Below are 26,667 nucleotides of genomic sequence, written 5' to 3'. Positions count from 1 at the left end.
CGGCGGCTTCGTGGTGGCGGGGAGTCTATGCCAGAGACCTCGGGGCCGCAACCGGGCGCGGGCTCGCGTCATCGGGTCGCGCCATTTTTTTGGCAATGACATCGGGCCTCAAGATTTGCTAGAAAACGCAAATGGCTCCCCGGAGCCGCAACAGCCAATGCGCCGCAACGAAGCGCATGGAAGACTTGACGATGCGCAAAGGTCTTGCCGCACGCTTCGGTGGACCGGTTGCGTCACTGGAGTTGGCCTCATGGATTATCGCGGCATTTTTGAAGACGCCGTCGACGCCCTGCGTGTCGAAAAACGTTATCGCGTCTTTGCCGATCTCGAACGCGTTGCCGGACATTTTCCGCACGCCGTCTATCGCGATGGCGCGGACAATGCCCGCGACATCACCATCTGGTGCTCGAACGACTATCTGGGCATGGGCCAGCACCCCAAGGTGATCGGCGCCATGCAGGAAGCCGCCGGCAAGCTCGGCGCGGGGGCCGGGGGCACGCGCAACATCTCGGGCACCAACCGCCCGCTGGTCGAGCTCGAACGCTCCCTCGCCGATCTGCATCACAAGGAAGCGGCGCTGGTCTTCACCTCGGGCTTCGTTTCCAACGAGGCGTCGATCTCGACCATCGCACGGCTGATCCCCAACTGCCTCATCCTCTCCGACCAGCTCAACCACGCCTCGATGATCCAGGGCGTGCGCCAGTCGGGCATGGAAAAGAAGATCTTCCGCCACAACGACCTCAAGCATCTGCGCGAGCTGCTCGAAGCGGCGGGCAAGCAGCGGCCAAAGCTGATCGTTTTCGAATCGGTCTATTCCATGGATGGCGACATCGCCCCGATCGCCGAGATCTGCGACCTGGCCGACGAATTCAACGCCATGACCTATATCGACGAGGTGCATGCGGTGGGCATATATGGCCCGCGCGGCGGCGGCATCTGTGAACGCGACGGGCTGATGGACCGTATCGACGTCATCGAAGGGACCCTGGCCAAGGGGTTCGGCGTCATGGGCGGCTACATCACCGCCAACAAGGCGATCGTCGACGCGGTGCGCTCCTATGCGCCCGAATTCATCTTCACCACCGCCCTGCCCCCGGCCCTGTGCGCGGCGGCCCGCACCTCGATCGAGCACCTCAAGGTCTCCAGCGTCGAGCGCGAAGGCCAGCAGCGCCAGGCGGCGCGCGTCAAGCGCGTGCTCGCCGAGGCGGGCCTGCCGGTGCTGCCCACCGAGACCCATATCGTTCCGCTGATCGTCGGCGATGCCCGGCTGTGCAAGGCGGCCAGCGACATGCTGATGGACCGGCACAACATCTATATCCAGCCCATCAACTATCCCACCGTGCCCAAGGGCACCGAGCGGCTGCGCATCACGCCCACGCCCTACCACACCGACGACATGATCGCCGAATTGTGCGACGCGCTGATCGCCGTGTGGCGCCAGCTCGACCTGCCGCGCGATTTCGATATGTCGCGGCTGATGGAAGGCAAGCTCATCGTGGGCGATCTGACCCTGCCGACCGTAGGCGGCTGAATGGATCGGGCCAGGTCAACCGCCTGGCCCGCTCATCTCTTGCCCTGATCACATGCCCTTTGGCGGTTCGGCAAGCGTCACCTGATTGCCGTCCGGATCGTAGATCTGGGCGATCTTGCCGAAATCGCCGTTGATCTCGGGTTCGAGGGTCAGCCCCCGCCCGGCCAACTGGGCGCGGGTCTCGGCCATATCGGGGACGACGATGGTCATCCGGCTGCGCCCGGCCCGTGCCGCATCCTCGAACAACTGGATGCCGAAATAGCTCTGACGCCACTGGATCAGCCCTTCCATGGGCCGGTCATCGGGCCCGCGTCCCAGCAGCCGGGTATAGAAATCCTCTCCCCGCGCCATGTCGGCGACGGTGGCGACGGCAAACAGTCCCTGAATGTTCATGGTGTCCTCGTGCGGTGTTGATCGCCGGCGGCGAAATGGGCCATCTGGTCATCGACCGCCTTCAGGAAGGCCGGGCGGGCCGTGACGCGCTCGACATAGGAAATGAGGCTGGCAAAGCCGTCCAGCGCTCCGAGCTTTCTCGGGACACGCAGCACATCGGCCATCAGCAGATCGGCGATGGTGAAGCGCGACGCGGCCAGCCATTGCCGCCCGCTCAACACCGCGTCGAGCCGTTTGAAGCGATCGCGCAGCCAACCCTCCAGCGGGTTGTCGTCCTTGTCGGGCGCGCGGATGAACCACCAGGGCACGCTGACCATCTCGATGGAATTGAGCGCGGCGATCACCCATTGGGTGGTGTCGGCCTCCCCTTGCGGATCGCGCGGCATGAGCGTTTCGCTCTTTTTGCCCAGATGCAGCAGGATGGCGCCGCTTTCGAACACCCTGATGCCGTCATCGTCGATGAATGGGACCTGCCCGAAGGGCTGGCGCTCGAAATGCTCGGCGCCCCGATTTTCGAACGGGGTGGTCCTGACCGCATAGGCCAGCCCCGCCTCCTCAAGCGCCCAGCGCACCCGCAGGTCGCGCACGAAACCGCGTGGCCCCTTGGGGACCCAGTCATAGGTGGTAAGGATGATGGGAGCAGCCATCTTCGCTCCTAGCGATCGAGGAGGGGAACGAAGCCGCCGAACACGCGGCGCCCTTCATCGGCGCCGGCGCTCTCCTCCTGCAACAGGGGATCGTCCATCATCGCGGCCCAGGCCGTGTCGCGGGTCGCCTTGGACGGCCATTCGATCCAGCCGAACACCACCGCCTCGCCGGGCTTGGCGGCGACGGCCCGGCGGAAATCGGTGCGCTTGCCATCGGGAACGTCCACGCCCCAGGCGTCGACGCTGCGCGCCGCCCCATGGGCGATGAACAGCTTGCCGAGCTTTTCGGCGTAATCGGCATAGGCGGCGCGCGCCGTTTCCGGCACGGCGATGATCGAGCCCTCGACATAGCCGGCCCGGCCCTCGCCCGACGCCTCGGCAATGGTCTCGAAGCCGCCATAGATCATGCGCGCGCCGTCGAACGGCATGTCCATGGCCGCCATCTCCGGGTCGTTCATCATCTTCTCATTGGCCTCGGCCGCCTTGGCGGCGTCGGGATAGGTCTGGAAGGAATAGACGATCGCCTCCCCGTCCTCGGCCGCCACGGCGCGATAGAAGTCGGTGACGTCGCCCCTGGGCACGTCATCGCCCCAGGCTTCGAGCATGCGGGTGACGCCCAAACGCCTGAAATACTCCACCGAACTCTCGGCGAAATCCTTATAGGCCTGTTTGTTGGCCGTGGGCACGGCCGCGACGAATCCCATCACATAGGTCATGGAGAGGCTCCCTTTGCATGATGCCGGCGCCCTCGCCGCCGCCAGGTTGACATTTAAGTTGATATCAACACAATAGGGCCATGTCAAACCATCCCCGTCCCGTTCCTTACGAAACCACGCTCTATGTCCGGGATCATTGCCTGTGCCTCGCCGCCCAGCGGGCCGCCCGCGCCCTGGGGCGTCGGTTCGACGAGGCGCTGCGGCCGGCCGGGCTGACCAATGGGCAGTTTTCCCTGCTCATGGGCCTCAACCGCCCCGAGCCGCCGACCATGGGATCGCTGGCCCGGCTCCTCGCCATGGACCGCACCACGCTGACCGCCAATCTCAAGCCGCTGGAGCGCCGTGGCTTCGTCGCGCTGGACATCGACGCCAGGGACCGGCGGAGCCGGCGGGTACGGCTGACCGATACCGGCCTCGCCACGCTGGCCGACGCCATGCCGATCTGGGTCCGCACCCATGCGGAGCTCGACCGGCACCTCGCCGCCATGGACACGCCGGACCTCGCCCGTCAGCTCGAAACGCTGACGGGCAACGTCCAGGCTCCCGCCGTCAACTCGTCAGAATGATCCGGATCAGGTCGGCGGTGTTGCGGGCCCCGAGCTTTTCCATCACCCGCGCCCGATGCACCTCGATGGTGCGCGGGGAGATGCCCAGCTCGCGCCCTGCCTCCTTGTTGGACTGACCGTTGGCGATCAGCTGCAGCACCTCGCGCTCGCGCGGGGTGAGCTGACCGAAGCCGCGGATCTCCACGTCCCCCATGCCCTCCGGCCCCGGGGTGAAATGCACGTCGCGGCGCAACACCTCGCGCACCGCACGCACCACCCGCTCGGAATCCACGGGCTTGACGAACACGTCGCTGGCCCCCAGGCGCATGGCCTCCACCGTGCCGTCGATATCGGGCGACTCGGTCATCATGAAGACCGGGATGCCGGCCCGCATTTCCTTGATGCCCTTGAGCGCGGGCAGCATGTCCTCGCCGTCGAGACGGGAATTGAGCACCACCACATCGGGTCGCCGCTGGTTCAGACGAGCGACGAACGCGTCCCTCTCGGTGAGGATCGCGGTCTGGAACCCTTCGGCGCGGAACGCGCCTTCGAGGGACTCGCAGGTGGGCATATCGCCATCCACGATATGGACCAAGCGGTCGCGATTGAAAAAAAGACGATAGGAAACTTCACTGTTCATGGCCCTCTTCCTGACACATGGCAGATGCCGCCCGCGATCGATACATCCGGCGCGGCCCTGCCAGTTGATGCGATCAGGCGCCCCCCGGCACCCGGCGACCCCTCTTTCGAGGGAACCGGCAATCGCATTGAGATAGCCAAATCAGCAGGTCGAATATCTGCTTACCGCCGACTACCTACTGATAGGACTATCTTCTTAGTTTTGGATTTTGACAATACGAAAAACTACTTATGGCGGGTTGACTCCCGCAAAATCGGGGAGAACGCAGCGGTTGCCGCCGCATTCTCCCCTGGCATGTTAGGTCTAAAGTCCTTGCGCCGTGGCGCAGACCTCACACCGTACGCGATTTCAACAGGTCGCGGATCTCGGTGAGCAGCACTTCCTCGCGTGGCGGCGCCGGCGGCACTTCCGGCGCCGGTTCGGCCGCGCTTTCCCGCCGCAGCTTGTTGATCAGCTTGATGACGATGAACAGCACGACGGCCACGATGGTGAACTGCACCACCGCGTTGATGAACAACCCGATATTGAGGGTCGCGATGCCCCGCTCCTGCGCCACGGCCAGTGACGGAACGGCGATCCCCTCAGGGTTGGACAGGACGATGAACAGGTTGGAGAAATCCAGCCCGCCAAGGATCAGGCCCACCACGGGCATGAAGATGTCATTGACGATCGAATTGACGATCGCGGTGAAGGCGGCGCCGATGACGATACCGACGGCCAGCTCCACCATATTGCCCTTGATGGCAAATTCCTTGAATTCCTTGATCAGCGACATGCGCGTCTCCCACTCCACCGGCCACCCTTGATCCGGCAGCATCGACGCTAGCCCCGATTCCCCGTCCTTGTCCATTGGAATGGCTTGACTTTGGCGCGCCATGCACCAACACCAAAGGGGAACGCAACGGAGCCGTCATGCCAGCCAATACGCTCCCGCCGCTGCCCGACGAGAATGCGGCCATCGCCGCGGCGGTCCATCAATTGCCCTATGGCATCGCGCTGTTCGACCCGGCGCTCAGGCTGGTCATGTCCAACCTCACCTATCGGGCCGGCCTGGGCCTGCCGCCCGCGCTGTCGGTTCCGGGCACGCCGATCGAGGACATCCTGCTGTTTCTCGGCCAGCGCGGCGATCTGGGCCCCGGCACGCCGCAGGTCCTCGCCGACCAGCGCAAGCGGCTGGTCTCGAGCCAGCCCACCACCCTCACCCGGCGCTCCAACATGGCCGGCAACCAGCTCGAGATCCATACCAGCCGCCTGCGCGACGACAGCCTCGTCATCTCGTTTTCCGACGTCACCGACCGCGCCCAGGCCGAGGCGGCGCTCGAACAGGTCAACCATACGCTGGAGGAGCGGGTCAACGACCGCACCCGCGCGCTCACCCTGCTCAACGCAGAGCTGGAAAAGGCCCGGGCCAAGGCCGATGCGGCCAATCACGAAAAGACCCGCTTCCTCGCCGCCGCCAGCCACGACCTGCTGCAGCCGCTCAACGCGGCCCGGCTCTACACCTCGACGCTCTACGAGCGGACACGGGGGACGCCCAATGCCGAGCTCGCCAGTTCGATCGACGCGGCGCTCAACGCGGTCGAGGACATCATGTCGACCCTGCTCGATATCTCGCGCATGGACTCGGGCGCCCTCAAGGTCACCCGCACCAATTTCGACGTGTTCGACCTCTTGAAAAAGATCGAGATCGAGTTCCAACCCCTGGCGGCGGAAAAGAACATCGATCTGCGGGTGGTGGGCACCTCCTCGATCGTGCGCTCAGACCGCCTTCTGCTGGCGCGGGTGATCCAGAACCTCGTCTCCAACGCCATCAAATATACCCGGCCCAATGGGCGGGTGCTGGTGGGGTGCCGGCGGCGCGGCGACCAGGTGCGGCTCGATGTCTGCGATACCGGCATCGGCATCGACCGGCACCAGCACCAGTTGATCTTCGCCGAATTCTCCCGGCTCGAACAGGGCGCCCGTATCGCGCCGGGGCTGGGGCTGGGGCTGTCCATCGTGCAGCGCATCATCGCCGCGCTCGACCATCAGCTCGGGATCGAAAGCCGGGTCGGGCACGGGTCGCGCTTTTCGGTTCTCATGCCGCATGTGAACGAGGCCAAGGCGGCGGCCGAGCCGGAGGCCTCGCCCCAGCGCGCGCCCAGCCAGTTCAACGGCCTGCACGTTCTGTGCGTCGACAATGAGCGCTCGATCCTCGATGCCATGTCGGGGCTGCTGGAGAACTGGGGATGCGACGTGCGCACCGCCACCTCCCTCAAGGAGATCGCGCAATTGGGCATGCTCGAAGGCTGGGTGCCCGATCTGGTGTTGATGGACTACCACCTCGACCAGACCTCCGGCCTCGACGCGCTCGAATGGCTCAAGCAGATCGTGGGCGGGCACCTGCCCACGGCGCTGGTCACCGCCGACCAGACCCCCGCCGTTCGGCAACTGGCCGAGGCCCGGGGCACGCCGGTCCTCAACAAACCGGTCAAACCCGCCGCCCTGCGCGCGCTGCTGACGCAGATGAGCAAGCAGATTTGAGTGTTGCTGCTTGCGTTCTGCTTATCGCCACCTCAGCGCCCCCTCATCCGACCGCTTCGCGGCCACCTTCTCCCACCAGGGGAGAAGGAAAGATCGGCGGCGCCTCAGGGATTCCCTTCTCCCCTGGTGGGAGAAGGTGGATCGCCCGCAGGGTGAGACGGATGAGGGGGGACGCTGAGCCGGTTATGCCAGCCATGGCATCGGCCAGCCTACCCCTCGGTAGCCTCGAACAATTGCGTGAACTGGCCCTGCTCGATCCGCGAGGCGGCGATCACGGCCTGGGTGCGGCTGTCGACGTTGAGCTTTTGCAGGATCGCCGAGACATGCGCCTTGACCGTCGCCTCGGAAATCGACAGCTCATAGGCTATCTGCTTGTTCATCAGCCCGTCCGACAGCATCATCAGCACGCGGATCTGCTGCGGGGTGAGGGTGGCCAATCGCGCCAGCGCCTCGGTCTGCTCGTCATCGCCGTCGAGCGTGATCCCCTCGGGCAGCCATAGCCCGCCACCCAGTATGGTCTCGATCGATTCGCGGATGCGCGCCGCACTTTCGGATTTGGACAGGAACCCCGAAGCGCCCAGATCGAAGCAGCGGCGGATGACCGACACGTCCTCGACGGCGGAGACGATCATCACCGGAATGTCGGGGAATTGCGCGCGCAGCAGCAAGAGGCCGGAAAAGCCGCGCACGCCGGGCATGTTGAGATCGAGCAGCACGAGGTCGCAATCGCGGTTCTGCTCCAGGGCGGCGCTTAGCCCCTCGATGTCGCCGGCCTCTCCGAACACCATGTCGCCATAGGCCGCTTCCAGCGTTTGGCGCAGCGCCGCGCGGAACAGGGGATGGTCGTCGACGATGATGATGCGATGGCTCATGGGGCGCGGATACTCGATCGGACTGGCGTGACTGTGATAAACCCCAAATTCGGCTGCACGATCAAGCCCGTCAAGCGGAATGATCAGGCAGCTAGATCTTGTCGCCCTGCCCGTCTGGGTCCTGCGGCTCGGCCAGCATGCCCTCGATGATCTCCTCGACCCGCGCCAGCTCGGCCAGCGATTTCTCGATGGCGCTGCGGCGCTGCTGCAGCAGGTGGCGCTGGTGATGCACTTTGTCGAGCGCCCGGCGCAGATGATCGTAGGACCCGTCACGCAGATCGTAGGTGTCGAGATATTCCTGGATTTCGCGCAGGGTGAGCCCCACCTGCTTGCCGTCGAGGATGATGCGCAGACGCAGCCGGTCGCGATTGGTGTAGAGGCGCTTGTTGCCGACCCGGCGCGGGCGCAGCATGCCCTTGTCCTCGTAGAACCGCAGCGTGCGATGGGTGATCGAGAACGCGTCGGCCAGCTCGGCAATCGTATAGATTGCAGGCCCTTCGCTGCGGCGAACCGCGCGTTCTTCTCGGGTCGAACCGGTCATGCGCTCAAATGATCCGTGGATGGAAAGCAAGGACACCACGAACGCGGCGCCAGTTCAAGCAATCGTCCAATTCGCCGCGCCGATCAATGCAGAATGCGAGCAGGGTTAACGCGATGTTTACCATAATCCCCAAACAGTCAGCCTGAGCGATTCTATTCTCGGACACGGCATCTGGCTCGCCGTGGACACAGATCCAGTCGGGAACACCCATGGCGCGTACCCATCCTGAGCATGCTTGGCCTGAACAGCACACCGTCGCGTCCCGGTCGGACGGAGCGCAATGGGAGAGCCTGCGCAACGAGCTGGTCGCCCTGCTCGACCAGGTCGAGGACCATGTGGCGCTGGCCGCCGTTCCGGCCGAGCCCGTCCCGGCCCCGGCGCCCGCCGTCCCGAAACCCGCCCCGCGGCCCAACCGCCACAATGAAGCGCTGAAAAGCGTGCGCCAGGCCGTGACGCGCTTGGCCGACCGTTCGGAAGACGAGCGTCCCGCCATGCGCGAAAACGTTGTCGATGCCATCAACCAGATCCGGGCCCGCCAGGGCGCGGCAGCGGCACAGCCCGCGCCAGAGGCCGGGCCCACGCGCCCGACGCTCGAAGCGGTGCGACCGGCTGCGCCATCGGAGACCCAGGGGCTGGCCCAGTCCCTCGACAGACTGGGCGAGCGCATCGGCCGGTTCGAGTCCGATGTGGTGGCCCGGTTCGAATCGCTGGACAACCGCGCCGACATTTCCAACCAGATCGGCCAGCTCAGCGACGTCATCGAGATGCTGGCCACGGCGGTCGGGGAAACCGGCCATATCCACCGCATCGAGGCCCAGATCGGCAATCTGGCCCAGCTTCTGGCCGAGGACCGGGCAGCCGGTGCCGACGCCACGGGGCACCGGATCGACCAACTCGCCACCGCCGTCGAGCGGCTGGTCGACCACCAGTCCGACACCACGGCCCAGGTCGCCGCCCAGATCATGGACCAGACGGTCCACGCCCAGGAGCGCCAGGCGCAGTCCATGGAATTGATCGAGCGCTCGGTGCGTTCGATCTATGACCGCATCGACGCGCTGGAAGCGGCGCGGGCCGAACCGGCCTATGTGGAACGGCTCAGCCAGGACATGGCCGCGCTCACCGAGGCTGTCGCGGCGCGGCGCGAGCCGGAATCCCTGCTCGACAAGATCGACGCGTTGAGCGCCCGCATCGAAATGGCCGAGGCTCCCAACCGGGCCGAGGCCGATATCCTCGCAGAAAGCGTCGCGGCGCTGCGCGGCGTCATCGCCGAAACCGTCGCCCCGCGCTTCGACGCGCTCGAAGCCCGCATCGACACCATGCCCGCCCCGGCCGAATCCACCGACGCGGCCGCCATCGAGACCCAGCTGCGCGCCATTTCACGCCGCGTGGAGGAAACCAGCGCGCAGCTCAGGGCGCTCGCCGCCCAGCCGCAGCCGGCCCCGATCGCCGAGGATTTCGACACGCTGGCCCGGCGCATCGCCGAGGAGGCCAACGCGCTTGCCGCCCAGCCGGCCGACAACCCGGACGGCATCGGCAAGGCGGATCTCGAGGCTCTCGAATCCCGCCTCGCCACCCTCTTCGCCCACACTGTCGCCGATCCGGGCGAGACCCAATCGCATTTCGAAGGCGTCAAGTCGTCGATCGCCCAGGTGGACAACCGCATCGCCCGCCTCGAAGCCATGCTCAATGGGCGGGACAAGCCGGCCCAGCCCGCCCAGCCGGCCGTGAGCGACGCCATCCCGGTGCCGCGCCGGCGCAAGGCGCCCGACGACGCGATGCCGCAGGACCCCGCGACGGGCAGCGCGCGGCCGGCCCCGGCGCCCCAAGCGCCGCTCGCCGCCCCGCCCCTCGAAACCGTCGAGGAGATGGTCGATACCTTCATCGCGGCCGAAGCGGCGGCCAGCGAGACCGGTCCGGGCTTTGCCATCGATCCGGAAACCGTCGAGCGGCCCGCCAAGCCGCAATCGAGCCTTGCCGCCGGACGGCGGGACAACCCCTTCGAGCCGCCGTTCCGCGCCCCGGCCGACGACACAGCCGCCAGCCCTTCGGTTTCCAACGCCTCGCGGCTGAGCTTCATCGAGGCGGCCCGCCGCTCGGCGCGCCAGCCCGAGATCGAGGAGAGCGAGCCCAAATCCCTGATCGGCCGCGCCCTGGCCCGGTTCCAGAAATCCGAGGCCCAGCCCGAGGAGGCGGCGGACGCGCCCTACCCCGATGCGGCGGTGCCCGATATCGAAACCGGCCCGGCCCCCGACGACGCGGACTATGAGGACGAGGACGACCGCCCCGGCTTTCTGGCCCGCAATCGCCGCGCCCTGCTGCTGGGGACGGCGCTGGTCGTCGCCATCGCACTGGCCGTGCCGCTGCTTCTCGATCGCGGCGCTCCCGCCCCGCAGCAATCGGCATCGGTGATCCAGCCGGCCGCAGCCGCGCCCGAGGCCCCGCAAAGCGCCGCCGACGAGGAGCTTGCAGCCGAGCCGGCGCCGGAGATGGATGCCGCCGCGCTCGACGCCCTCCCGGCCATCCTCCCGGCCGATGTACTGACCTCGGCGGTGCGGGTCATCGAGCAGCAGCCCAGCCTCAGCGCCGCGCGGGTGGATGCCTCGACACTGTCCGGCACGCCGATGCTCGATCCGGTGCAGACCGCGTCCATCGCCGCACCGGCGACCAGCCTCACGGCGCCGCAGCCGATGACGGCGGCGGCCCTGCCGGCGATCTCGGCGCCCGAGGGGCTCGAGCCGGCCGGCCTGCGCACCGCCGCCGAAAGCGGCGACAGGTTTGCCCAGTTCGAGGTGGGGGCCATCCTCACCGAGGGCACGATCATCGAGCAGGATTTCACCCAGGCCGCCGCCTGGTACGAGCGCTCGGCGGCGCAGGGCTTCGTGCCGGCGCAGTATCGTCTGGGCAGCCTCTATGAGAACGGCCGCGGGGTCGACCGCGACCTGGAGATGGCGCGGCTGTGGTATCAGCGCGCCGCCGAAGCGGGCAATCGCATGTCGATGCACAATCTCGCCTCGCTCTATGCCGGCGGGGAGCTGGAAACCCAGGATTTCGCCGCCGCGGCGCACTGGTTCGAGGAGGCCGCCGCGCGCGGGCTGACCGACAGCCAGTTCAACCTCGGCATGCTGCATGCGCGCGGCCTGGGGGTCGAACAGGATTTCGAGCAATCCTATGTCTGGTTCTCGCTGGCCGCACGGGCCGGCGATCAGGATGCCGCCGCGGCCCGCGACGATGTCGCGCGGTCCCTCGATAGCGCCACGGTGGTGGCCCTCGACGACGAGGTCACCGGCTGGACGCCCGCCGAATTCGACCTCGCCGCCAATTTCGCCCCCATCGGCACCTGGGACCAGGCCTTCGATCCGGGCCCCGAGATCACCAATTCCGATGTGATCGTGCAGGTGCAGGTGCTGCTGGGCAAACTCGGCTACGATATCGGCACCCCGGACGGCATCGTCGGGCCCAAGACCCGCGAGGCAATCGCCGGCTTCGAAACGGCGACCGGCATGAGCGAAAGCAGGGCAATCAATCCCCGACTTCTCGCCGTCCTCGGCAGCCAGCCGGTCTGACGCGCAGGCGCTAAAGCCCGGCCGCCCCCAGCCCCCAGAACAGCAGGAGGGCGGCGGGGGCCGGCCCGAGCAGGCGCACCAGCCAGATCGCCCCACCGCCGCCCGCCCCCGCAGTGAACACCGTCATGCCGAGGACCGCGAAGCCATAGAGGCTGGCGGTGACGACGAGGTTGAACCCCAGCGCCGCCGAGAGCAGCCAGAACGCGCCGATTGCCGACGACACGATGCTAATGACCCCCGCCACGAGGAGGAAGCGGACGAGCCAGGATCGCGTCTTGCGGGCGGGTTGGGTCTCGGCCCGTGCCTCCGGTTCCGCCCCGGGGCGGCCACCAGGCCCGGCAAGGGAATCGAGTCGGCGCAAGATCATGGTGCAAGGCTAGCACGTTCGGGAAAACGCAGACTATCCCCGCCGGCCCGGCGAATCCTATTGCGGCAAATGCGTAGGGGACGGGTGTTGCACCTCCAAATCGGGCGCCTGGGGCGCGTCCGATCCGGCGAGGCCACGCCCGATATGGGGCGTCTTGGCCCAGTGATAGGGACGGATGATGAGTTCGATGGCGGCCAGCACCAGCGCATACCAGCCCAGCAGCCAATAGGCCGGCAAGGAGACGATGACCATCAGGCGCCCACCCCGGCCGAGCCTTTCCAGCGCCACGACGCTCACCACCGCCGCGCCGCAATAGCCGATGACCAGGCTCAGCAGCCCCGCCAGGGTCAGCGGCGCCGGGGTGCCGCCCGAAACGATATCGGCCAGCAATTGCATCAGGGTCCTGACGAGGAACAGCCCGTGCATGGCGATGGCCAGAACCATGCCGCCGACGAAGATGTAGAAGGCCGACAGCCCTTTCCAGCCGAGATCGGTCAGAAGGTTTGCCGGGCGGCGGGAATGGACCAGGACGGTCTGCATCCAGCCCTTGGTCCAGCGGCTGCGCTGGCGGGCCCAGGCTCCCGCCGTCTCGGGCGCTTCCTCCCAGGTGATGCCGGCAAAGCTGGCCAGCTTCATGCCCAGCCGGGTCATCCTGATGCCCAGGTCGGCGTCCTCGGTGACGTTGAACGCATCCCAGCCGCCCAGCTTGCGCAAGGTCGCGGTGCGGAAATGGTTGGAGGTGCCCCCCAGCGGCATGGGCAGGCCGGCCCGGCCAATGGCCGGCAGCAGCACGCCGAAATGTCCGGCATATTCGGCGGCGAACATATGCGCGATCCAGTTGCGGTGGCCATTGGTGATGCGCAGTTCGGCCTGCAGGCATTCGAGCTGGGGGTCCTCGGCGAACAGCGTGGCCGCCTGGCGCAATTGCGCCGGATCGGGCACGTCCTCGGCGTCAAACACCACCACCCGCTCGGCGCGCACCAGCGGCAGAGCGAAATTGAGCGCCTTGGGCTTGGTGTGGGGCGGCGCCTCGGGGACGACCAGCAGGCTGAAGCGGGGATCGTGGGTTTCGCGCCGCGCCGCCAGCACGGTCTCGGCGCTGGCGCTTTCGACGACGAAGATGATCTCGAGCTTTTCGGCCGGATAATCGAGCCTGCGCATGGCATCGGCGCTCTGGCGCACCATATGGGCCTCGTCGCGCAAGGGGATCAGCACCGCATAGGAGGGGAGTGCCGCGTCCGCCAACAGCCCCCTCGCCTGCAACACGCCGTCATCGGAGAGGCTGAACGCCGCCCAGAGGCGAAAGATCGATGGCGCGATGAGCGCGATGGCGACCGGCGCCAGCAGCAACGGCTGGAGGATCGGGATGGTGACCGCGCTGGCGGCTATGGCGCATAGGAGAAAGGCGACGAAGCCGAGCCGGACCGTCAGCGGGAGGTCGAGATGGGCGCCGGCCAGCGGATAGCGCCGCGACAGTCCCTGGCGCGACCCGGTGAGCAGGAGCTGGGCATTGGCGGCGGCCAGTCCCTCGCGCAGGGCGCGCGGCGGGACGACGCACAGCCTTTGGCGCCAGCGCGGATGGCTGCCCATGCCGGCCCGCAGGGCCATGACCTGGTCGAGCCTTGGCGTGAAGAACAGCACCTCGCGCCCGCCGCGCACTCCCCGGCAGCTCGCGATCTGCCCGAGCCGGTCGGTATCGGCGGTCTCCTCGAGCGTCAGCAGCTTGTCGGCCAGTTCGTCCTCGAAGGCGAGGCCGAGCACGGCGGCGGCACGGCGATAGATGAGATCGGGGGCGTCCAGGGCGAGATGGGCGGCGACGGCCAGCGGGTCGACCCGCAATCGTTCTGCCCGTGCCATGATCTCATCGCCGCGGTCGGCCAGGGAGGTCGGTGCCACGAGCCCGTCCAGAAATTCGGCCCTATCCTTGCGAGATATTGCACCCATCCTGCCCCCCAAACGGGACAAGTCTATCAATTGCCGGACGAATAGGCCATAAACACCACTTCTGCTCCCCGGCCCCGGACATCCCCGTGCCTCGACACCTGGCCCTTCTCCCTGCCCTCTTGATAATGCTCGTCATTTCGGCGGCAGGCTGGGCGCAGGACCTGCCGGTGCATGTGGACCCCGATGCCCGCGACGACGTTTTCGATCCGGCCGAAATCCCGGCGCTGCGGTTTCTGACCACCGACGATTTCCCTCCCTTCAACTATGCCGACGCCAATGGGCGGCTGGTCGGGTTCCATGTCGATCTCGCCAATGCTATCTGCCTGCGGCTGGGGGCGCGGTGCACCATCCAGGCCTGGCCCTGGAACCAGGCGCAGGATGCGCTGGCCGACAATCAGGGCGATGCGCTGATCGCCGGGCTCGACATCACCCGGGATGCGGCGGAACGGTTCGATTTCACCCGTATCTATCTGCAATTGCCGGCCCGCTTCGTCGCCCCGAAGGACAGCGCGCAGGATTTCCGCCCTGGCGCCATCGGCGGCAGGGTGGGCGTCTTGGCCGGCTCGCCGCACGCGGAGCTTGCCGAAACCAGCCTGCCCCAGGCCGAAATCGTCGGCTTCGAGAGCGATTTCGCGGCGCTGGAGGCACTGGAGGCAGGCGAGATCGGCTATTATTTCGGCGATGCGGTGCGGGCCTCGTTCTGGCTCAACGAGAATCCCGACTGCTGCGGCTTTGCCGGCGAGGCCTATTTCCGGCCCGACCTGTTCGGGGCAGGCTTTGCCATGGCCGTCCCCTCCGGGCTCGACAATGTGCGCCTGGCGCTCAACTGGGCCCTGATCCGCCTGCAGCGCGAGGGCCGGCTGGACGAATTGTACCTGCGCTGGTTCCCGGTGAGCTTTTACTGAGCGCTTCCGAGCCGCCTAGAGCTTGCGGTGGCGGATACGGGCCGAGGTCTCGATGGCGGCGGTGGTCAGCCTGTCGATGGAGAAGGCGTCGCGGATCATCTCGAGCATGCGCAATTCCTCCTGGTTGAGCGTGAGGTCCACCGTGGCGATCTCCACCGCGATGGCATAGGCGGTTTCCTGCAGGCGCGGCTCGAGGGTTTCGGCGATCTGGTTGAGCAGGGCATCGAGCCCGGCCCGGTTGATGGTCTCGACGCAGGCGCTCGCCACCTCGGACAGGCGGGCGATGTCGAACTCCTCGAAGATCGGCCAGCGCCCGATCAGCGCGGCGAAGCGATCCATCTCCCGCTCCGTCACGTCCTTGTCCGAGACAGCGGTCATGACCATGATATGGACGAGCGCGTCCGTTACCGACATCTGCATCACATCACCCTCGGTGCTGGTGGTCCGGAGACGATTCTAGGAATAGCCGTTGGCCGACGCAAGGGCGCCGTCATCGGCATTGACGTTTGCCCGGCGTTGGTGCAACACCGGCTGGTTTTCTCCACACCCCTTGCCAAAGGACGGGCCTTTTCGTGTCCCAGACCCTGCCCCCGCTCGACCCTTCCGCCATCGAAGCCGCGACCGGCGCCCGCGCCTGGCCGTTCGAGGAAGCGCGCAAGGTGGTGGCGCGGGCCGAAAGGCTCGGCAAATCCGAAGTGATCTTCGAGACTGGCTACGGTCCGTCGGGCAAGCCCCATATCGGCACCTTCGGGGAGGTGATGCGCACCACCATGGTGCGCACCGCGTTCCGGCTCCTGACAGGCGACGCCATCAAGACGCGGCTGATCTGCTTTTCCGACGACATGGACGGCATGCGCAAGATCCCCGACAACGTGCCGTCCCGCGAGGCGCTCGAGCCCTATCTGCAAAAGCCGCTGACGGCGGTGCCCGATCCCTGGACCAATGAATATCCCAGCTTCGGCGCGCACAACAACGCCATGCTGCGGCGTTTCCTCGACACTTTCGGGTTCGACTACGAATTCGCCTCGGCCACCGAATACTATACGTCCGGCAAGTTCGACGCCATGCTGCTGCGGGCGCTGGAGCGCTATGACGCCATCATGGAGGTGATGCTGCCCACGCTCGGCGCCGAGCGGCAGGCGACCTATTCGCCCATCCTGCCGATCTCCCCGGTCTCGGGGCGGGTGCTCTATGTGCCGATGAAGGAGGTCAACGCCAAGGACGGCACGGTGACCTTCGCAGACGAGGACGGGCGCGACGTGACGCTGCCGGTCACCGGCGGCAACGTCAAGCTGCAATGGAAGCCCGATTTCGGCATGCGCTGGGCGGCGCTGGGGGTCGATTTCGAGATGTTCGGCAAGGACCACCAGACCAATCAGGCGATCTATGACCGCATCTGCTCCATTCTCGGCGGCACCCCGCCCGAGCATTACGTCTACGAGCTGTTCCTCGACGAGGAAGGCCAGAAGATCTCCAAGTCCAAGGGCAACGGCATCACCATCGACGAATGGCTGACCTATGCCTCCTCGGAGAGCCTGGCGCTGTTCATGTTCCAGAAGCCCCGGACAGCCAAGCGGCTCTATTTCGACGTCATCCCCAAGGCGGTGGACGAATATTACAGCTTCGCCGCCAAGGCGCAGGCCGAGGATGCGGCCCAGCTGCTGGAAAACCCCACCTTCCACATCCATTCGGGCCGGCCGCCGGCCGTCGACATGCCGGTGAGCTTTGCGCTGCTGCTCAACCTCGCCACCGCCTCCAATCCCGAGAGCGCGGACGTCATGTGGGGCTATATCTCGGCCTATGCGCCGGGGACGACGCCCCAGAGCCACCCGCATCTCGACGTGCTGGTCGGCTATGCCATGCGCTATTTCCGCGATTTCGTCAAAAAGTCCTATCGCGCCCCCGACGCGGTGGAGCGCCAGGCGCTCGAGGCGCTGTCGGACGCCTTCGGCCAGCTGCCGGCCGACGCCGATGGCGAGGCCATCCAGAACGCGGCGCTCGACGTGGCGCGCGAGATCGAGCGCTATCAGGACCACAAGCGCCTCGGCCCGAGCGGTGGGCCGGGGGTGTCCGGCGCCTTTTTCCAGATGCTCTACCAGGTGCTGATCGGGCAGGAGCGCGGACCGCGCTTCGGCTCCTTCGCCGCGCTCTACGGCATCGAAAACACCCGCAAGCTCATCGAGCGGGCGCTCAGCGGCGAGTTGGCCAAGGCATAATACGTCCCCCGGCAGGAGGAGAGCCAAAATGAGCAACAACCATTCGGTGTCGATCGTGCGGACCTTCGAGGCCCCCGCAGAGGATGTCTATGCGGCCTGGACCGATCCGGACCGGCTGGGCACCTGGGTGGGGCAGGTCGAGCGGGCCGATGTGCGAGTGGGCGGTTCCTATCGGTTTGTCAATGACGACGGAGAGGGCGGCACATTCGTCCATGAAGGACGCTATCTCGAACTGATTGCCGACCGGAAAATCGTCATGACCTTCGGGGCCGCCCAGATAGCGCCGCAGGACAATCCCTATACGAACGAGACCATCACCATCCAGCTGCGCCCGCTCGATGCCAACCGCACCGAACTCACCTTCACCAATGCGTGGGAAGGGGAAGCCATGGATGACGAGGGGATCGAAGCGACCCGGCAGGGCTGGACCGCCTGGCTCGATCTGCTGGCCGAGGCGCTGGCCTGACCGCCTACTGGCTGGCCCACAGGATGCGGGCGATCCAGTCGATCTCCTGGGGCTGGAACAGGCGGGGCGGGTGCTCGGGATTGATCGAATGCAGCTCGATCTGCTTTTCCGTGCGGCGATAGAGGATCTTGGCCATCACCTCCCCCTCGGCGGTGCGCGCCACGACCCGGTCCCCGCGCCGCAATTGCTCGGTGGGCGAGACGATGATGATGTCGCCGTCGCGATAGAGCGGCTGCATGGAATCCCCGGTGACTTCAAGGGCATAGGCCGACCCATCCCCCAGGCCGGGGAACTTCACCTCGTCCCAGCCCTGCCCGGCCGGAAAGCCCGCCGCGTCGAAATAGCCGCCCGACCCGGCCTGGGCGAAGCCGAGCAGCGGCACCGTCCGACCCGGCGCCGTTCCGGATGCCTGCGCATAGGGCACGGCGGAGGACAGAAACGTATCGAAGGATTCCTGGGTGGCCTGCAAGACCTTGGCGATCGACTCCGTCGAGGGCCAGCGCTCGCGCCCGTCCTTGCTGATCCGCTTGGAGGGATTGAACGCCGTGGCGTCCAGCCCGGCCAGCTTGGCCAGTCCCGATGTCGACAGGCCATGCCGCTCCGCAAGGGCGTCAAGGGCTTCCCATATGGCGAGGTGAGAGAGCATCGGCGCGTCCGAAAGGAAAGAAGTCTTTTCTTATGGAAACAAGTCCTATTACACGATCACGTGATTGTAAAGTCATTTCCGCCCTTGGCAGCGGGGCCGTTCCGATCTAGACCCGCACCGGCGAAAGGATCGGTCATGGCCCCCCTCATTTACAAAATTGCCTCGCGTGCCGATTGGGACCGGGCCCGGGAGGACGGGCAATTGCTCGGCACTTCGGTCGATCTGGCCGATGGCTACATCCATTTTTCGACCGCCGCACAATTGGCCGAAACGCTCGACAAACACTATCGGGGACAATCCGGACTGGTGCTGGCCACCGTCGATCCCGCCTTGCTGCCGCAGGAGCTCGCCTGGGAACCCTCGCGCGGCGGGCAGCTCTTCCCCCATCTCTATGCGCCGCTGCCGCTTTCGGCGGTGATCGCCGAACATGTCCTCAATGCCCGCGCCGATGGCGGCTTCGACCTGCCGGAGCTTGTCTGATGGCGCTGGGCGATCTCCTCCGTCACGCCACGCTGCAGAAATTTGCCCGCGACTCCCTTTTGAGGATGGAAGCCGAGACGGCCCACAAGGCGACGCTCAACGCGCTCAAATTCGGCCTGGTGCCGGCCGGCGCCGCCGATCCGGCCAATCTCGCCACCCGTTTCCTCGGCCTCGACCTCTCCAATCCCATCGGCATGGCGGCGGGCTTCGACAAGAATGCCGAGGTCCCCGATCCCCTGATGCGGATGGGCCTGGGATGTGTCGAGATCGGCACGGTCACGCCCTTGCCGCAACGGGGCAATCCGGCACCACGGGTCTTCCGGCTCCCCCAGTCCATGGGCGTCATCAACCGGATGGGCTTCAACAATGACGGCCATGACGCGGTGGCCCGTCGCCTGGCCGGGCGGGCGCCGGGCGGCGTGGTGGGCGTCAATATCGGCGCCAACCGGGACAGCGCCGATTTCGTCGCCGATTTCGTCAAGGGCGTCGTCGCCTTCTCCCCCCTGGCCGATTATCTCACCGTCAACGTCTCCTCGCCCAATACGCCGGGCCTGCGCAATTTCCAGGCCGAGGACGCGCTGCGGCGCCTGCTCGGCGCGGTGACCGAGGCCCGCGCCGGCCAAGGGCGGCAGACGCCCATCCTGCTCAAGATCGCCCCCGACCTCGACGAACCCCAGATGGACGATATCGCCCGCATCGTCCTGGCCAGCGGCATCGACGGCCTGATCGTTTCCAACACCACCATCGCGCGCGACGCGGTGGCGGGCCAGGAAAACGCAACGGAAGCCGGCGGGCTGTCGGGCCGCCCGCTCTTTGCCCTCGCCACCCGGCGCCTCGCGCAGATGCGCCTGCGGCTGGGGCCCGATTTCCCCATCATCGGGGTGGGTGGCGTCCATTCGGCCCGAAGCGCCATCGCCAAGTTCGAGGCCGGCGCCAATGTGGTCCAGCTCTATTCGGCGCTGGTGTTCGGCGGACTGGAAATGATCGAGGAGATCAAGTCCGGGCTCAGCCAGGCGATCGCCGCACAGGGGCTCGGATCGGTCTCCGGCCTCACCGGCACGGCGGTCGCCGACTGGGCCGAGGGCCGCGGCGCGCTCTAAGCGAAGATCTCATCCTTGCGCCGCCCGATGGCCCAGGCATAGATGCCGGCCCGGGTCAGCAGCAGGACATGCATGGCGATCCAGAGGCCCCACAGGCCCAATAGCGGCTGGAGGATCATCGCCGTGGCGAGGAAAGCGGCCAGCGAGATCAGCATGCCGTTGCGCATGGTGACGTTGAGCGTCGCGCCGATCATGATCCCGTCATAGACGAAGGCCGGCATGCCGCTGAGCGGGGTCAGGGCCGCCATGACCAGATAGACCCGCGCCATGTCGCGCACGGGTTCGCTGGTGGTCATCAGATCGATGGCCAGCCCGCCGAAGACGAACAGCAGGAGGCTCAGCGTGCCGGCGATCACAAAGCCCCAGCCAAGCCCGAGCCGCGTAGCCTGCTCGAAGGCGGGGCGCCAGCGGGCCCCCACCGCCCTGCCGCACAATTGTTCCACCGCCGTGGCAATGCCGTCGAGAAAGAAGGCCGAAACCGAAAAGAGCTGCAACAGGATGGCGTTGGCCGCCAGTTCCACCTCGCCCACCCTTGCGCTCTGCGCCGCGAAATAGGCAAAGCCCCCCATCAGGGCCGCCGAGCGGATGATGAGGTCGCGGCTGATCCCCATCATGCGGCGCAGGGCGGTGACATCGGCCATAGCCGCCATGCTGGTATTGGCCCTGATGGCGTTGAGCCCGCCATAATGGCGCAGGACGATGGCCAGCCCGGCAATGGCGGCGGTGCTCTGCCCGATGACCGTCGCCCAGGCCACCCCCGGCACGCCCCAGCCCAGCCCCTGCACGAACCATATGCTGAGCACGACATTGGTGACGTTGACCATGATTTGCAGCCACATGCCGGTGCGGGCCTTGGCCCGACCGTAGAACCAGCCCAGCAGCACGTAGTTGACCAGCACGAAGGGCACCGACCACATGCGCACGCCCATATAGCCGTCAAAGGCCCCGGCCGCATTGGGGGGCGGGGCCATGGCGACGGCAAAGCCGAGCCGAATGGGATAGGAGAGCGCCAGCAGCACGACACTCATGCCGGCGGCGACCAGCATGGCCCGCGCCATGTGCAGGAGCCCGTCGAGCGGATCGCGGGCGCCCACCGATTGCGCCGTCAGCCCCGCCGTGCCGAAGCGCAGGAAGAAGGCCAGCGCGAAGATGACGCTGAAGGCCGAGGCGCCGAGCGACACGCCGCCCAGAAGGCCCGCATCGCCCAATTGCCCGATAACGGCGATATCGATGATGCCGGCCACCGGCTCGGTGATGAAGGCCACCGACGCGGGCACGGCAATGCCCCAGACGTCGCGATTGCGCACTTGGAAGGGATGGACGGTGGTCATTGCAGGATCGGCCCGGTGGAGAACGCTTTGTTTACCCGATTGCAGGGCCCCTAGCTCTGGAAATCGCTGTTCTTGAGGATCACCGGGCGCGTGGGGACCTGGCAGACGGGCATGATCTCGATGGAATTGACGTTGACGTGCGGCGGCAGGTTGGCCAGCCACCAGACGGTCTCGGCGATGTCCTCGGGCAGCAGCGGCTCGTTGTCCACATACATCCGCTCATTGGCCTCGAAATCGCCTCCGGTGCGCACGGCGGTGAATTCCGATTTCGCGTGGCCGGGTTCGAGTGAGGTGACGCGGATGCCGGTGCCCATGGTGTCGGTGCGCAGGTTCATCGAGAACTGGTGCACGAAGGCCTTGGTGGCGCCATAGACATTGCCGCCCGTATAAGGGAATCGCCCGGCGATCGAGCCGACATTGATGATCGAGGACCCGCGTCCCACCTCTTTGACGAGGGGCAGCACTTCCAGCGTCGTGTGCAGGAGCCCCGTGATATTGGTGTCGATCATCGTCTGCCACTGGTCGGTATCGACATCGGGGATGGCCCCGGTCCCCAGCGCCAGCCCGCCATTGTTGAACAGGCAGGTGATGGGGCGGAAGTTTTCCGGGATGGCCGCGACGGCGCGCTTGATCGAGGCCGGGTCGGTCAGATCCATCTCAATGCCGTGCACGATCTCGGGGAATTCGGCCTCCAGTTCAGCCAGCCGCTCGCGCCTGCGCCCGGTGGCGACGACCTTCCAGCCATTATGGGCGAAATGGCGCGCCGTGGCGGCGCCAAAACCGGAGGTGGCGCCGGTGATGAAGATGATCGGGGACATGAGCGAGGAACCTTGAGGCGAGAGAAAGAGGAATATGGCCGGAGCCGATGACGCCATCCTATTGCGCCCGGGGAGCCTGCTCAACCTCCCCCGGCACTTATCCCGCCTATCTGCGCCGGCCCGCCGCCAGAAGGCGTCCCACGAACCACAGCGGCAGGACGATCGCCGCGCCCGTCAGCACATAGGCGAAGGCGTCGCGGAACACCTCGAACCCGTTGTCGAAGATCGAATTGACGAAGCCCTGGAACGAGCGGAAGATCGCCTCGGGGCTGATACCGAACACACTCATCAGGAAACCCACCACGAGGCTCATGATGATCAGCCGCACGATGACGCGGCCCGGCGTGCCGCCAAGGAAATTTTCCAGCCATCCCGGCCTTTGATTTGTATCGCGGTTGTCCATAATTGCGGGCGCCGGCTTTCCTGGGAATTGCGATTCTGTCCAATGATGCCACATAGGCGCCAACCATGGCCAATTAAAGAGACACCGACCGATTGACCTCCCTCTCTCCCATCGTGTCGGACTGGTTCGCGTCGCGGGGGTGGCAGGCCCGGGCGCACCAATTGGCGGTCCTCGCGGCCGAGCGGGCCGGCAATTCGGTGCTGCTCATCGCCCCCACCGGGGCGGGCAAGACCCTGGCCGGGTTCCTCCCCTCCATCGAGGACCTGATCGCCAACCCGATCGACGGGCTGCACACCCTCTATATCTCCCCGCTCAAGGCGCTGGCCGTGGACGTCGCTCGCAATCTGGGCGATCCGGTGCGCCAGATGGGGCTGGGGATCAGGATCGAGACGCGGACCGGGGATACCCCCGCCTCGCGTCGCCAGCGCCAGCGCTTCGCCCCACCCCATATCCTCATGACCACGCCCGAGCAGCTCGCCCTGCTGCTCAGCCATCCCGACAGCGTCAGGCTGTTCGGTTCGCTCCGCCGCATCGTGCTCGACGAATTGCACGCCCTCGTCACCTCCAAGCGCGGCGACCTGCTGAGCCTGGGGGTGGCGCGCCTCGCAAAGCTGGCGCCGCAGGTGACCATCACCGCGCTCTCGGCCACCGTGGCCCAGCCGGAGGTCCTGCGCGACTGGATCGCCGCCCCCATCGCCCCGCGTCCGGCGGTGCTGGTCGAGGCGCCGGGGGGCGCGGCGCCGCAACTGGGCATCCTCAAGACCGAGGAAAGGCTGCCCTGGGCCGGCCATTCGGCCGCCTATGCGGTGCCCGACCTCTATGAAACCATCAAGCACAACGGCACGACGCTGCTGTTCGTCAACACGCGCTCCCAGGCCGAGGCGCTGTTCCAGAACCTGTGGGCCATCAACGAGGACGGCCTGCCCATCGCGCTCCATCATGGCTCTCTCTCGGTCGAGCAGCGCCGCAAGGTGGAGAGCGCCATGGTCGACAACCGGCTGCGGGCCGTGGTCTGCACCTCGACGCTCGACCTGGGCATCGACTGGGGCGATGTGGACCTGGTGATCCAGATCGGCGCACCCAAGGGCGCCTCGCGCATGCTGCAGCGCATCGGCCGCGCCAATCACCGGCTCGACGAACCCTCGCGCGCCCTGTTCGTGCCCGCCAATCGCTTCGAGGTGCTCGAATGCGAGGCGGCGCTCGAGGCGGTGGCCGGGGGGGCGCAGGACAGCGAGACCCCGCTGCCCGGCGGGCTCGACGTTCTCGCCCAGCACATTCTGGGCCTCGCCTGCGCCGATCCGCTCGATGCGGACGCGACCTATGCCGAGATCACAAGCGCCTGGCCCTACAAGGATCTGCCGCGGCCCAAATTCGACCGGGTGCTCGACTTCGTCTCCACCGGCGGCTACGCCCTCAGGGCCTATGAGCGCTTCGCCAAGCTGCGCAAGACGGCGGACGGGCTGTGGCGCATCGCCAATCCGCAGATCGCCCAGCAATACCGGCTCAATGTGGGCACCATCGTGGAAGAGCCCATGCTCAAGGTGCGGCTGGTGCGGGCGCGCGGCAACCGCCAGGGCGCCACCACCGGTCCCATCGGCCGCGGCGGAAGGGTGCTGGGGGAGATCGAGGAATATTTCATCGACCAGTTGGTCCGGGGCGATACCTTCATGTTCGGCGGCGAGATCGTCGCCTTCGAGGGCGTCGTGGAGACCGAGGCCTATGTCTCGCGGTCGTTTTCCGACAATCCCAAGATTCCCGCCTATATGGGCGGCCGCTTCCCACTCTCGACCTTCCTCGCGGAAAAGGTGCGCAAGATCCTCGCCGATCCGGCCGGCTGGCACGTTTTGCCCGACCAGGTGCGCGAATGGCTCGACCTGCAGAACTACGCCTCGGTGCTGCCCGACAGCGACAGCCTCCTGGTCGAGACCTTCCCGCGCGCCGACAAGCACTACATGGTCTGCTACCCCTTCGAGGGGCGACTGGCCCATCAGACGCTGGGCATGCTCCTGACCCGGCGGCTGGAACGGGCCCGCGCCCAGCCCCTGGGCTTCGTCGCCTCCGACTATTCGCTGGCCATCTGGTGCGCGTCCGACCTCGGAGCGCTGATCGAATCGGGGCGCCTCTCCCTCGACCATTTGTTCGACGAGGACATGCTGGGCGACGATCTCGAGACCTGGCTCGATGAATCGGCGCTGATGAAGCGCACCTTCCGCAATTGCGCCATCATCTCGGGGCTGATCGAGCGCCGCCATCCGGGCAAGGAAAAGAGCGGGCGCCAGATCACCATGAGCTCGGACATCATCTATGACGTGCTCTACCAGCACGAGCCCGACCATATCCTCATCGAGGCCACGCGGCGCGACGCGGCAAGGGGGCTGCTCGATATCGAGCGCCTGGGTGCGGCCCTGCGGCGCATCCGCCGCCATATCCGCCACAAGCGACTGGACCGAATCTCGCCTCTTGCGGTACCTGTCTTGCTCGACATCGGCAAGGAGCCGATCTTTGGCGAAGCGCGTGAAGCCGTCCTTCGGGAAGCCGCAGAAGACCTTATCGCAGAGGCAATGGACTTTGGCCCACATCCTTCCCGTCGCTGACACGACCCCCGAACCGGTGATCCGGTTCCACGGGCAGGATTTCGTGCCGCTGCTCTCGGGCGCCCTGTTCTGGCCCGAGGCCGATGCGCTGCTCGTCGCCGACCTGCATCTCGAAAAGCATTCCAGCTTCGCCCGCTCCGGCCAACTCCTACCCCCTTACGACACCGGGCTCACCCTCGCCCGCCTGGCGCGCGATCTCGACGAGACCGCGGCGAAGACGGTCATCGCACTGGGCGACAGCTTCCACCGCGACGAGGGCAGCTCGACCCTGCTCGAGGCCGACCGTACCCGCCTCGCCGCCATGCTGGAGGCGCTCGAATGGTACTGGATCGCCGGCAACCACGATCCGGCGCCGCATAGGCTGGGCGGCCTGTGCTGCGCGGAAATCTCCATCGCGGGCTGTTCGCTGCGGCACGAGCCGCGCCGCGGCACGCCGGGGCTGATCGCGGGGCATCTGCATCCCGCCGCGCGGATCGCCCTCAATGGCCGCTCCACCCGCCGGCCCTGCTTTGCCTGGGACGACGAGATGCTGATCCTGCCCGCCTATGGCGCCTCGACCGGCAGCCTCAACATCCTCTCCCCCGCCTTTGCCGGGCTGTTCGACCGCACCCGCCTCCGGGTCGCCATGCTGGGCCGCGACCGCATCTACCCGGTCGGCGCCCATCTGCTGGTCCACGGATAATCGTCCCCGCCGGCACGGTTTTCCGCCCCGCATCGGTTTACATCCACGCCCGGCACCCTAAATTGGTGACGGTAGACGCGCCGCAGCGATTGGCGCGCCCCTCGCCGGGTCCGTCTCCCTGGCATCGACCAGCCTTCTCGACGGCCCAGAGCAAACACAAGCTGAAAAAGGACACAGCATGACCCAGGCCACACACGGGGACACTGTGCGCATCCACTATACGGGCCGCCTCACCGACGGCACGCAATTCGATTCCTCGTCCGGCCGCGAGCCGCTGGAATTCCAGCTCGGATCGGGCCAGATCATCAAGGGGCTCGACGCCAGAATCCAGGGCATGAGCGTCGGCGACAAGGATACCGTCACCATCCCGGCCGAGGACGCCTATGGCCCGCACCGCCCCGAAGGGGTGCAGACCGTTCCCCGCTCGCAAATCCCCGACGAGGTCGACACCTCCATCGGCGCCCGGCTGCAGGCCACCGGCGGCGATGGCCGCACCATGACCCTCACCGTCGTCGATGCGTCCGAGACCGAGATCACCGTCGATGCCAACCACCCGCTGGCCGGCAAGGATCTGGTGTTCGACGTCGAGCTGGTGGAAGTCGTCTAGGCCTTGCCTGCAACGGCAGCGCCCAGCCATGGCCCGGATGCCGATCCGGGCCATTTTCATGTCTGCATTAACCCCCGTCTTACCACGATGGCAGATGGCCGGAGCCGCGGCACGGAACCGCCCCATTGTTCAGGGTT

At 66.6% G+C, this 26,667-nt stretch carries 26 protein-coding genes; 12 read left to right on the top strand and 14 right to left on the bottom strand.

Annotated features, from left to right (window positions below; genetic code table 11):
* The first annotated feature begins 250 nt into the window (after positions 1–250).
* Positions 251–1,531, top strand: coding sequence for a 5-aminolevulinate synthase (gene hemA, locus DVH29_RS09230; protein WP_114645888.1), 1,281 nt, complete (start codon positions 251–253; stop codon positions 1,529–1,531).
* Positions 1,532–1,579: 48 nt separating this feature from the next.
* Here the strand turns inward: hemA and DVH29_RS09225 are convergent, their stop codons facing one another.
* Genes DVH29_RS09225 through DVH29_RS09215 form a run of 3 tightly spaced genes read right to left on the bottom strand, consistent with a single transcriptional unit; the run spans position 1,580 to position 3,287 of the window.
* A complete protein-coding gene (locus DVH29_RS09225) occupies positions 1,580–1,924 on the bottom strand; it encodes a VOC family protein (RefSeq protein WP_114645887.1) in 345 nt (114 codons plus the stop codon).
* Entirely contained in the window at positions 1,921–2,571 is a 651-nt protein-coding gene (locus DVH29_RS09220; RefSeq protein WP_114645886.1) for a glutathione S-transferase family protein, read from the bottom strand. Before DVH29_RS09220 ends, DVH29_RS09225 begins: the two co-directional genes overlap by 4 nt.
* An 8-nt stretch (positions 2,572–2,579) precedes the next feature.
* Positions 2,580–3,287 (bottom strand): DUF1428 domain-containing protein, encoded by a 708-nt coding sequence (locus DVH29_RS09215; protein WP_114645885.1) that lies wholly within the window; start codon positions 3,285–3,287, stop codon positions 2,580–2,582.
* An 80-nt stretch (positions 3,288–3,367) separates the two neighbouring features.
* Here DVH29_RS09215 and DVH29_RS09210 point away from each other — a divergent pair, with 80 nt between their 5' ends.
* The gene (locus DVH29_RS09210; protein ID WP_114645884.1) at positions 3,368–3,853 is read left to right on the top strand and encodes a MarR family winged helix-turn-helix transcriptional regulator; all 486 of its coding nucleotides are present in this window, start codon (positions 3,368–3,370) and stop codon (positions 3,851–3,853) included.
* Here DVH29_RS09210 and DVH29_RS09205 read toward each other — a convergent pair.
* Complete coding sequence (locus DVH29_RS09205; protein ID WP_114645883.1) at positions 3,837–4,472, bottom strand: response regulator transcription factor; 636 nt, start codon at positions 4,470–4,472, stop codon at positions 3,837–3,839. The genes DVH29_RS09210 and DVH29_RS09205 overlap by 17 nt on opposite strands.
* Positions 4,473–4,803: 331 nt before the next feature.
* Positions 4,804–5,241 carry a large conductance mechanosensitive channel protein MscL gene (mscL, locus tag DVH29_RS09200; RefSeq protein WP_199562560.1) on the bottom strand — a complete coding sequence of 146 codons (438 nt, stop codon included), beginning with the start codon at positions 5,239–5,241 and terminating at the stop codon, positions 4,804–4,806.
* A 143-nt stretch (positions 5,242–5,384) separates the two neighbouring features.
* Between mscL and DVH29_RS09195 the strand changes: the two genes are divergently transcribed.
* Positions 5,385–6,995 (top strand): ATP-binding response regulator, encoded by a 1,611-nt coding sequence (locus DVH29_RS09195; protein WP_147276047.1) that lies wholly within the window; start codon positions 5,385–5,387, stop codon positions 6,993–6,995.
* Positions 6,996–7,204: 209 nt separating this feature from the next.
* Here DVH29_RS09195 and DVH29_RS09190 read toward each other — a convergent pair whose 3' ends face one another.
* Positions 7,205–7,867, bottom strand: coding sequence for a response regulator (locus tag DVH29_RS09190; RefSeq protein ID WP_114645881.1), 663 nt, complete (start codon positions 7,865–7,867; stop codon positions 7,205–7,207).
* Between the two features lie 91 nt (positions 7,868–7,958).
* A complete protein-coding gene (locus tag DVH29_RS09185; protein WP_114645880.1) occupies positions 7,959–8,408 on the bottom strand; it encodes a MerR family transcriptional regulator in 450 nt (149 codons plus the stop codon).
* Between the two features lie 209 nt (positions 8,409–8,617).
* Here DVH29_RS09185 and DVH29_RS09180 point away from each other — a divergent pair, with 209 nt between their 5' ends.
* Positions 8,618–11,971 (top strand): peptidoglycan-binding protein, encoded by a 3,354-nt coding sequence (locus DVH29_RS09180; protein ID WP_114645879.1) that lies wholly within the window; start codon positions 8,618–8,620, stop codon positions 11,969–11,971.
* A gap of 10 nt (positions 11,972–11,981) precedes the next feature.
* Here the strand turns inward: DVH29_RS09180 and DVH29_RS09175 are convergent, their stop codons facing one another.
* Both DVH29_RS09175 and DVH29_RS09170 read right to left on the bottom strand, forming a co-directional pair.
* A complete protein-coding gene (locus DVH29_RS09175) occupies positions 11,982–12,338 on the bottom strand; it encodes a hypothetical protein (RefSeq protein ID WP_114645878.1) in 357 nt (118 codons plus the stop codon).
* A 57-nt stretch (positions 12,339–12,395) separates the two neighbouring features.
* Positions 12,396–14,234: a glycosyltransferase gene (locus DVH29_RS09170; RefSeq protein WP_158541619.1), complete on the bottom strand. Its 1,839-nt coding sequence runs from the start codon at positions 14,232–14,234 to the stop codon at positions 12,396–12,398.
* A gap of 173 nt (positions 14,235–14,407) precedes the next feature.
* Here DVH29_RS09170 and DVH29_RS09165 point away from each other — a divergent pair, with 173 nt between their 5' ends.
* Positions 14,408–15,187, top strand: coding sequence for a transporter substrate-binding domain-containing protein (locus tag DVH29_RS09165; protein WP_114645876.1), 780 nt, complete (start codon positions 14,408–14,410; stop codon positions 15,185–15,187).
* Between the two features lie 15 nt (positions 15,188–15,202).
* Here DVH29_RS09165 and DVH29_RS09160 read toward each other — a convergent pair whose 3' ends face one another.
* Positions 15,203–15,601: a tellurite resistance TerB family protein gene (locus DVH29_RS09160; protein ID WP_158541618.1), complete on the bottom strand. Its 399-nt coding sequence runs from the start codon at positions 15,599–15,601 to the stop codon at positions 15,203–15,205.
* A 158-nt stretch (positions 15,602–15,759) separates the two neighbouring features.
* Between DVH29_RS09160 and DVH29_RS09155 the strand changes: the two genes are divergently transcribed.
* Positions 15,760–17,403: a lysine--tRNA ligase gene (locus DVH29_RS09155; RefSeq protein WP_114645874.1), complete on the top strand. Its 1,644-nt coding sequence runs from the start codon at positions 15,760–15,762 to the stop codon at positions 17,401–17,403.
* A 28-nt stretch (positions 17,404–17,431) separates the two neighbouring features.
* On the top strand, positions 17,432–17,869 hold the full coding sequence (locus DVH29_RS09150; protein WP_114645873.1) for an SRPBCC family protein: 438 nt from the start codon (positions 17,432–17,434) through the stop codon (positions 17,867–17,869).
* Between the two features lie 4 nt (positions 17,870–17,873).
* Here the strand turns inward: DVH29_RS09150 and DVH29_RS09145 are convergent, their stop codons facing one another.
* The gene (locus DVH29_RS09145) at positions 17,874–18,515 is read right to left on the bottom strand and encodes a S24 family peptidase (protein ID WP_114645872.1); all 642 of its coding nucleotides are present in this window, start codon (positions 18,513–18,515) and stop codon (positions 17,874–17,876) included.
* 135 nt (positions 18,516–18,650) lie between these two features.
* Between DVH29_RS09145 and DVH29_RS09140 the strand changes: the two genes are divergently transcribed.
* Positions 18,651–18,995, top strand: a complete 345-nt coding sequence (locus DVH29_RS09140) for a DUF952 domain-containing protein (RefSeq protein ID WP_114645871.1) — start codon at positions 18,651–18,653, stop codon at positions 18,993–18,995.
* A complete protein-coding gene (locus DVH29_RS09135; RefSeq protein WP_114645870.1) occupies positions 18,995–20,095 on the top strand; it encodes a quinone-dependent dihydroorotate dehydrogenase in 1,101 nt (366 codons plus the stop codon). Before DVH29_RS09140 ends, DVH29_RS09135 begins: the two co-directional genes overlap by 1 nt.
* Here the strand turns inward: DVH29_RS09135 and DVH29_RS09130 are convergent.
* The 3 genes from DVH29_RS09130 to DVH29_RS09120 form a co-directional block, all read right to left on the bottom strand.
* Positions 20,092–21,426 (bottom strand): MATE family efflux transporter, encoded by a 1,335-nt coding sequence (locus DVH29_RS09130; RefSeq protein ID WP_114645869.1) that lies wholly within the window; start codon positions 21,424–21,426, stop codon positions 20,092–20,094. The genes DVH29_RS09135 and DVH29_RS09130 overlap by 4 nt on opposite strands.
* A gap of 50 nt (positions 21,427–21,476) precedes the next feature.
* A complete protein-coding gene (locus DVH29_RS09125) occupies positions 21,477–22,244 on the bottom strand; it encodes an SDR family NAD(P)-dependent oxidoreductase (RefSeq protein WP_114645868.1) in 768 nt (255 codons plus the stop codon).
* Positions 22,245–22,350: 106 nt separating this feature from the next.
* Positions 22,351–22,647 carry a DUF6460 domain-containing protein gene (locus DVH29_RS09120; protein ID WP_114645867.1) on the bottom strand — a complete coding sequence of 99 codons (297 nt, stop codon included), beginning with the start codon at positions 22,645–22,647 and terminating at the stop codon, positions 22,351–22,353.
* Between the two features lie 92 nt (positions 22,648–22,739).
* On the opposite strand from DVH29_RS09120, the gene DVH29_RS09115 reads away from it, so the two are divergent.
* The 3 genes from DVH29_RS09115 (at position 22,740) to DVH29_RS09105 (ending at position 26,530) form a co-directional block, all read left to right on the top strand.
* Entirely contained in the window at positions 22,740–25,241 is a 2,502-nt protein-coding gene (locus DVH29_RS09115; RefSeq protein WP_114645866.1) for a ligase-associated DNA damage response DEXH box helicase, read from the top strand.
* Entirely contained in the window at positions 25,216–25,923 is a 708-nt protein-coding gene (gene pdeM / locus DVH29_RS09110) for a ligase-associated DNA damage response endonuclease PdeM (RefSeq protein ID WP_158541617.1), read from the top strand. Before DVH29_RS09115 ends, pdeM begins: the two co-directional genes overlap by 26 nt.
* Positions 25,924–26,101: 178 nt before the next feature.
* A complete protein-coding gene (locus DVH29_RS09105; protein ID WP_114645864.1) occupies positions 26,102–26,530 on the top strand; it encodes an FKBP-type peptidyl-prolyl cis-trans isomerase in 429 nt (142 codons plus the stop codon).
* Positions 26,531–26,667: the final 137 nt, after the last annotated feature.

The organism is Pelagibacterium lacus, assembly GCF_003345525.1.
In the GTDB taxonomy this organism is placed as follows: Bacteria; Pseudomonadota; Alphaproteobacteria; order Rhizobiales; family Devosiaceae; genus Pelagibacterium; species Pelagibacterium lacus.
Note: the sequence above shows the minus strand (reverse complement) of the source record. Positions and strands in the feature narration are given on the sequence as shown.

Excerpts from the sequence above, each read along its gene's own strand:
- DVH29_RS09130 (WP_114645869.1), bottom strand. The coding sequence starts at position 21,426 with ATGACCACCGTCCATCCCTTCCAAGTGCGCAATCGCGACGTCTGGGGC.
- DVH29_RS09135 (WP_114645870.1), top strand. The coding sequence starts at position 18,995 with ATGGCGCTGGGCGATCTCCTCCGTCACGCCACGCTGCAGAAATTTGCC.
- DVH29_RS09210 (WP_114645884.1), top strand. The coding sequence starts at position 3,368 with ATGTCAAACCATCCCCGTCCCGTTCCTTACGAAACCACGCTCTATGTC.
- DVH29_RS09180 (WP_114645879.1), top strand. The coding sequence starts at position 8,618 with ATGGCGCGTACCCATCCTGAGCATGCTTGGCCTGAACAGCACACCGTC.
- DVH29_RS09165 (WP_114645876.1), top strand. The coding sequence starts at position 14,408 with ATGCTCGTCATTTCGGCGGCAGGCTGGGCGCAGGACCTGCCGGTGCAT.
- DVH29_RS09120 (WP_114645867.1), bottom strand. The coding sequence starts at position 22,647 with ATGGACAACCGCGATACAAATCAAAGGCCGGGATGGCTGGAAAATTTC.
- DVH29_RS09220 (WP_114645886.1), bottom strand. The coding sequence starts at position 2,571 with ATGGCTGCTCCCATCATCCTTACCACCTATGACTGGGTCCCCAAGGGG.
- DVH29_RS09175 (WP_114645878.1), bottom strand. The coding sequence starts at position 12,338 with ATGATCTTGCGCCGACTCGATTCCCTTGCCGGGCCTGGTGGCCGCCCC.
- hemA (WP_114645888.1), top strand. The coding sequence starts at position 251 with ATGGATTATCGCGGCATTTTTGAAGACGCCGTCGACGCCCTGCGTGTC.
- DVH29_RS09105 (WP_114645864.1), top strand. The coding sequence starts at position 26,102 with ATGACCCAGGCCACACACGGGGACACTGTGCGCATCCACTATACGGGC.
- DVH29_RS09160 (WP_158541618.1), bottom strand. The coding sequence starts at position 15,601 with ATGTCGGTAACGGACGCGCTCGTCCATATCATGGTCATGACCGCTGTC.
- DVH29_RS09145 (WP_114645872.1), bottom strand. The coding sequence starts at position 18,515 with ATGCTCTCTCACCTCGCCATATGGGAAGCCCTTGACGCCCTTGCGGAG.
- DVH29_RS09195 (WP_147276047.1), top strand. The coding sequence starts at position 5,385 with ATGCCAGCCAATACGCTCCCGCCGCTGCCCGACGAGAATGCGGCCATC.
- DVH29_RS09125 (WP_114645868.1), bottom strand. The coding sequence starts at position 22,244 with ATGTCCCCGATCATCTTCATCACCGGCGCCACCTCCGGTTTTGGCGCC.
- DVH29_RS09225 (WP_114645887.1), bottom strand. The coding sequence starts at position 1,924 with ATGAACATTCAGGGACTGTTTGCCGTCGCCACCGTCGCCGACATGGCG.
- DVH29_RS09185 (WP_114645880.1), bottom strand. The coding sequence starts at position 8,408 with ATGACCGGTTCGACCCGAGAAGAACGCGCGGTTCGCCGCAGCGAAGGG.
- DVH29_RS09205 (WP_114645883.1), bottom strand. The coding sequence starts at position 4,472 with ATGAACAGTGAAGTTTCCTATCGTCTTTTTTTCAATCGCGACCGCTTG.
- DVH29_RS09190 (WP_114645881.1), bottom strand. The coding sequence starts at position 7,867 with ATGAGCCATCGCATCATCATCGTCGACGACCATCCCCTGTTCCGCGCG.
- DVH29_RS09150 (WP_114645873.1), top strand. The coding sequence starts at position 17,432 with ATGAGCAACAACCATTCGGTGTCGATCGTGCGGACCTTCGAGGCCCCC.
- DVH29_RS09140 (WP_114645871.1), top strand. The coding sequence starts at position 18,651 with ATGGCCCCCCTCATTTACAAAATTGCCTCGCGTGCCGATTGGGACCGG.
- DVH29_RS09215 (WP_114645885.1), bottom strand. The coding sequence starts at position 3,287 with ATGACCTATGTGATGGGATTCGTCGCGGCCGTGCCCACGGCCAACAAA.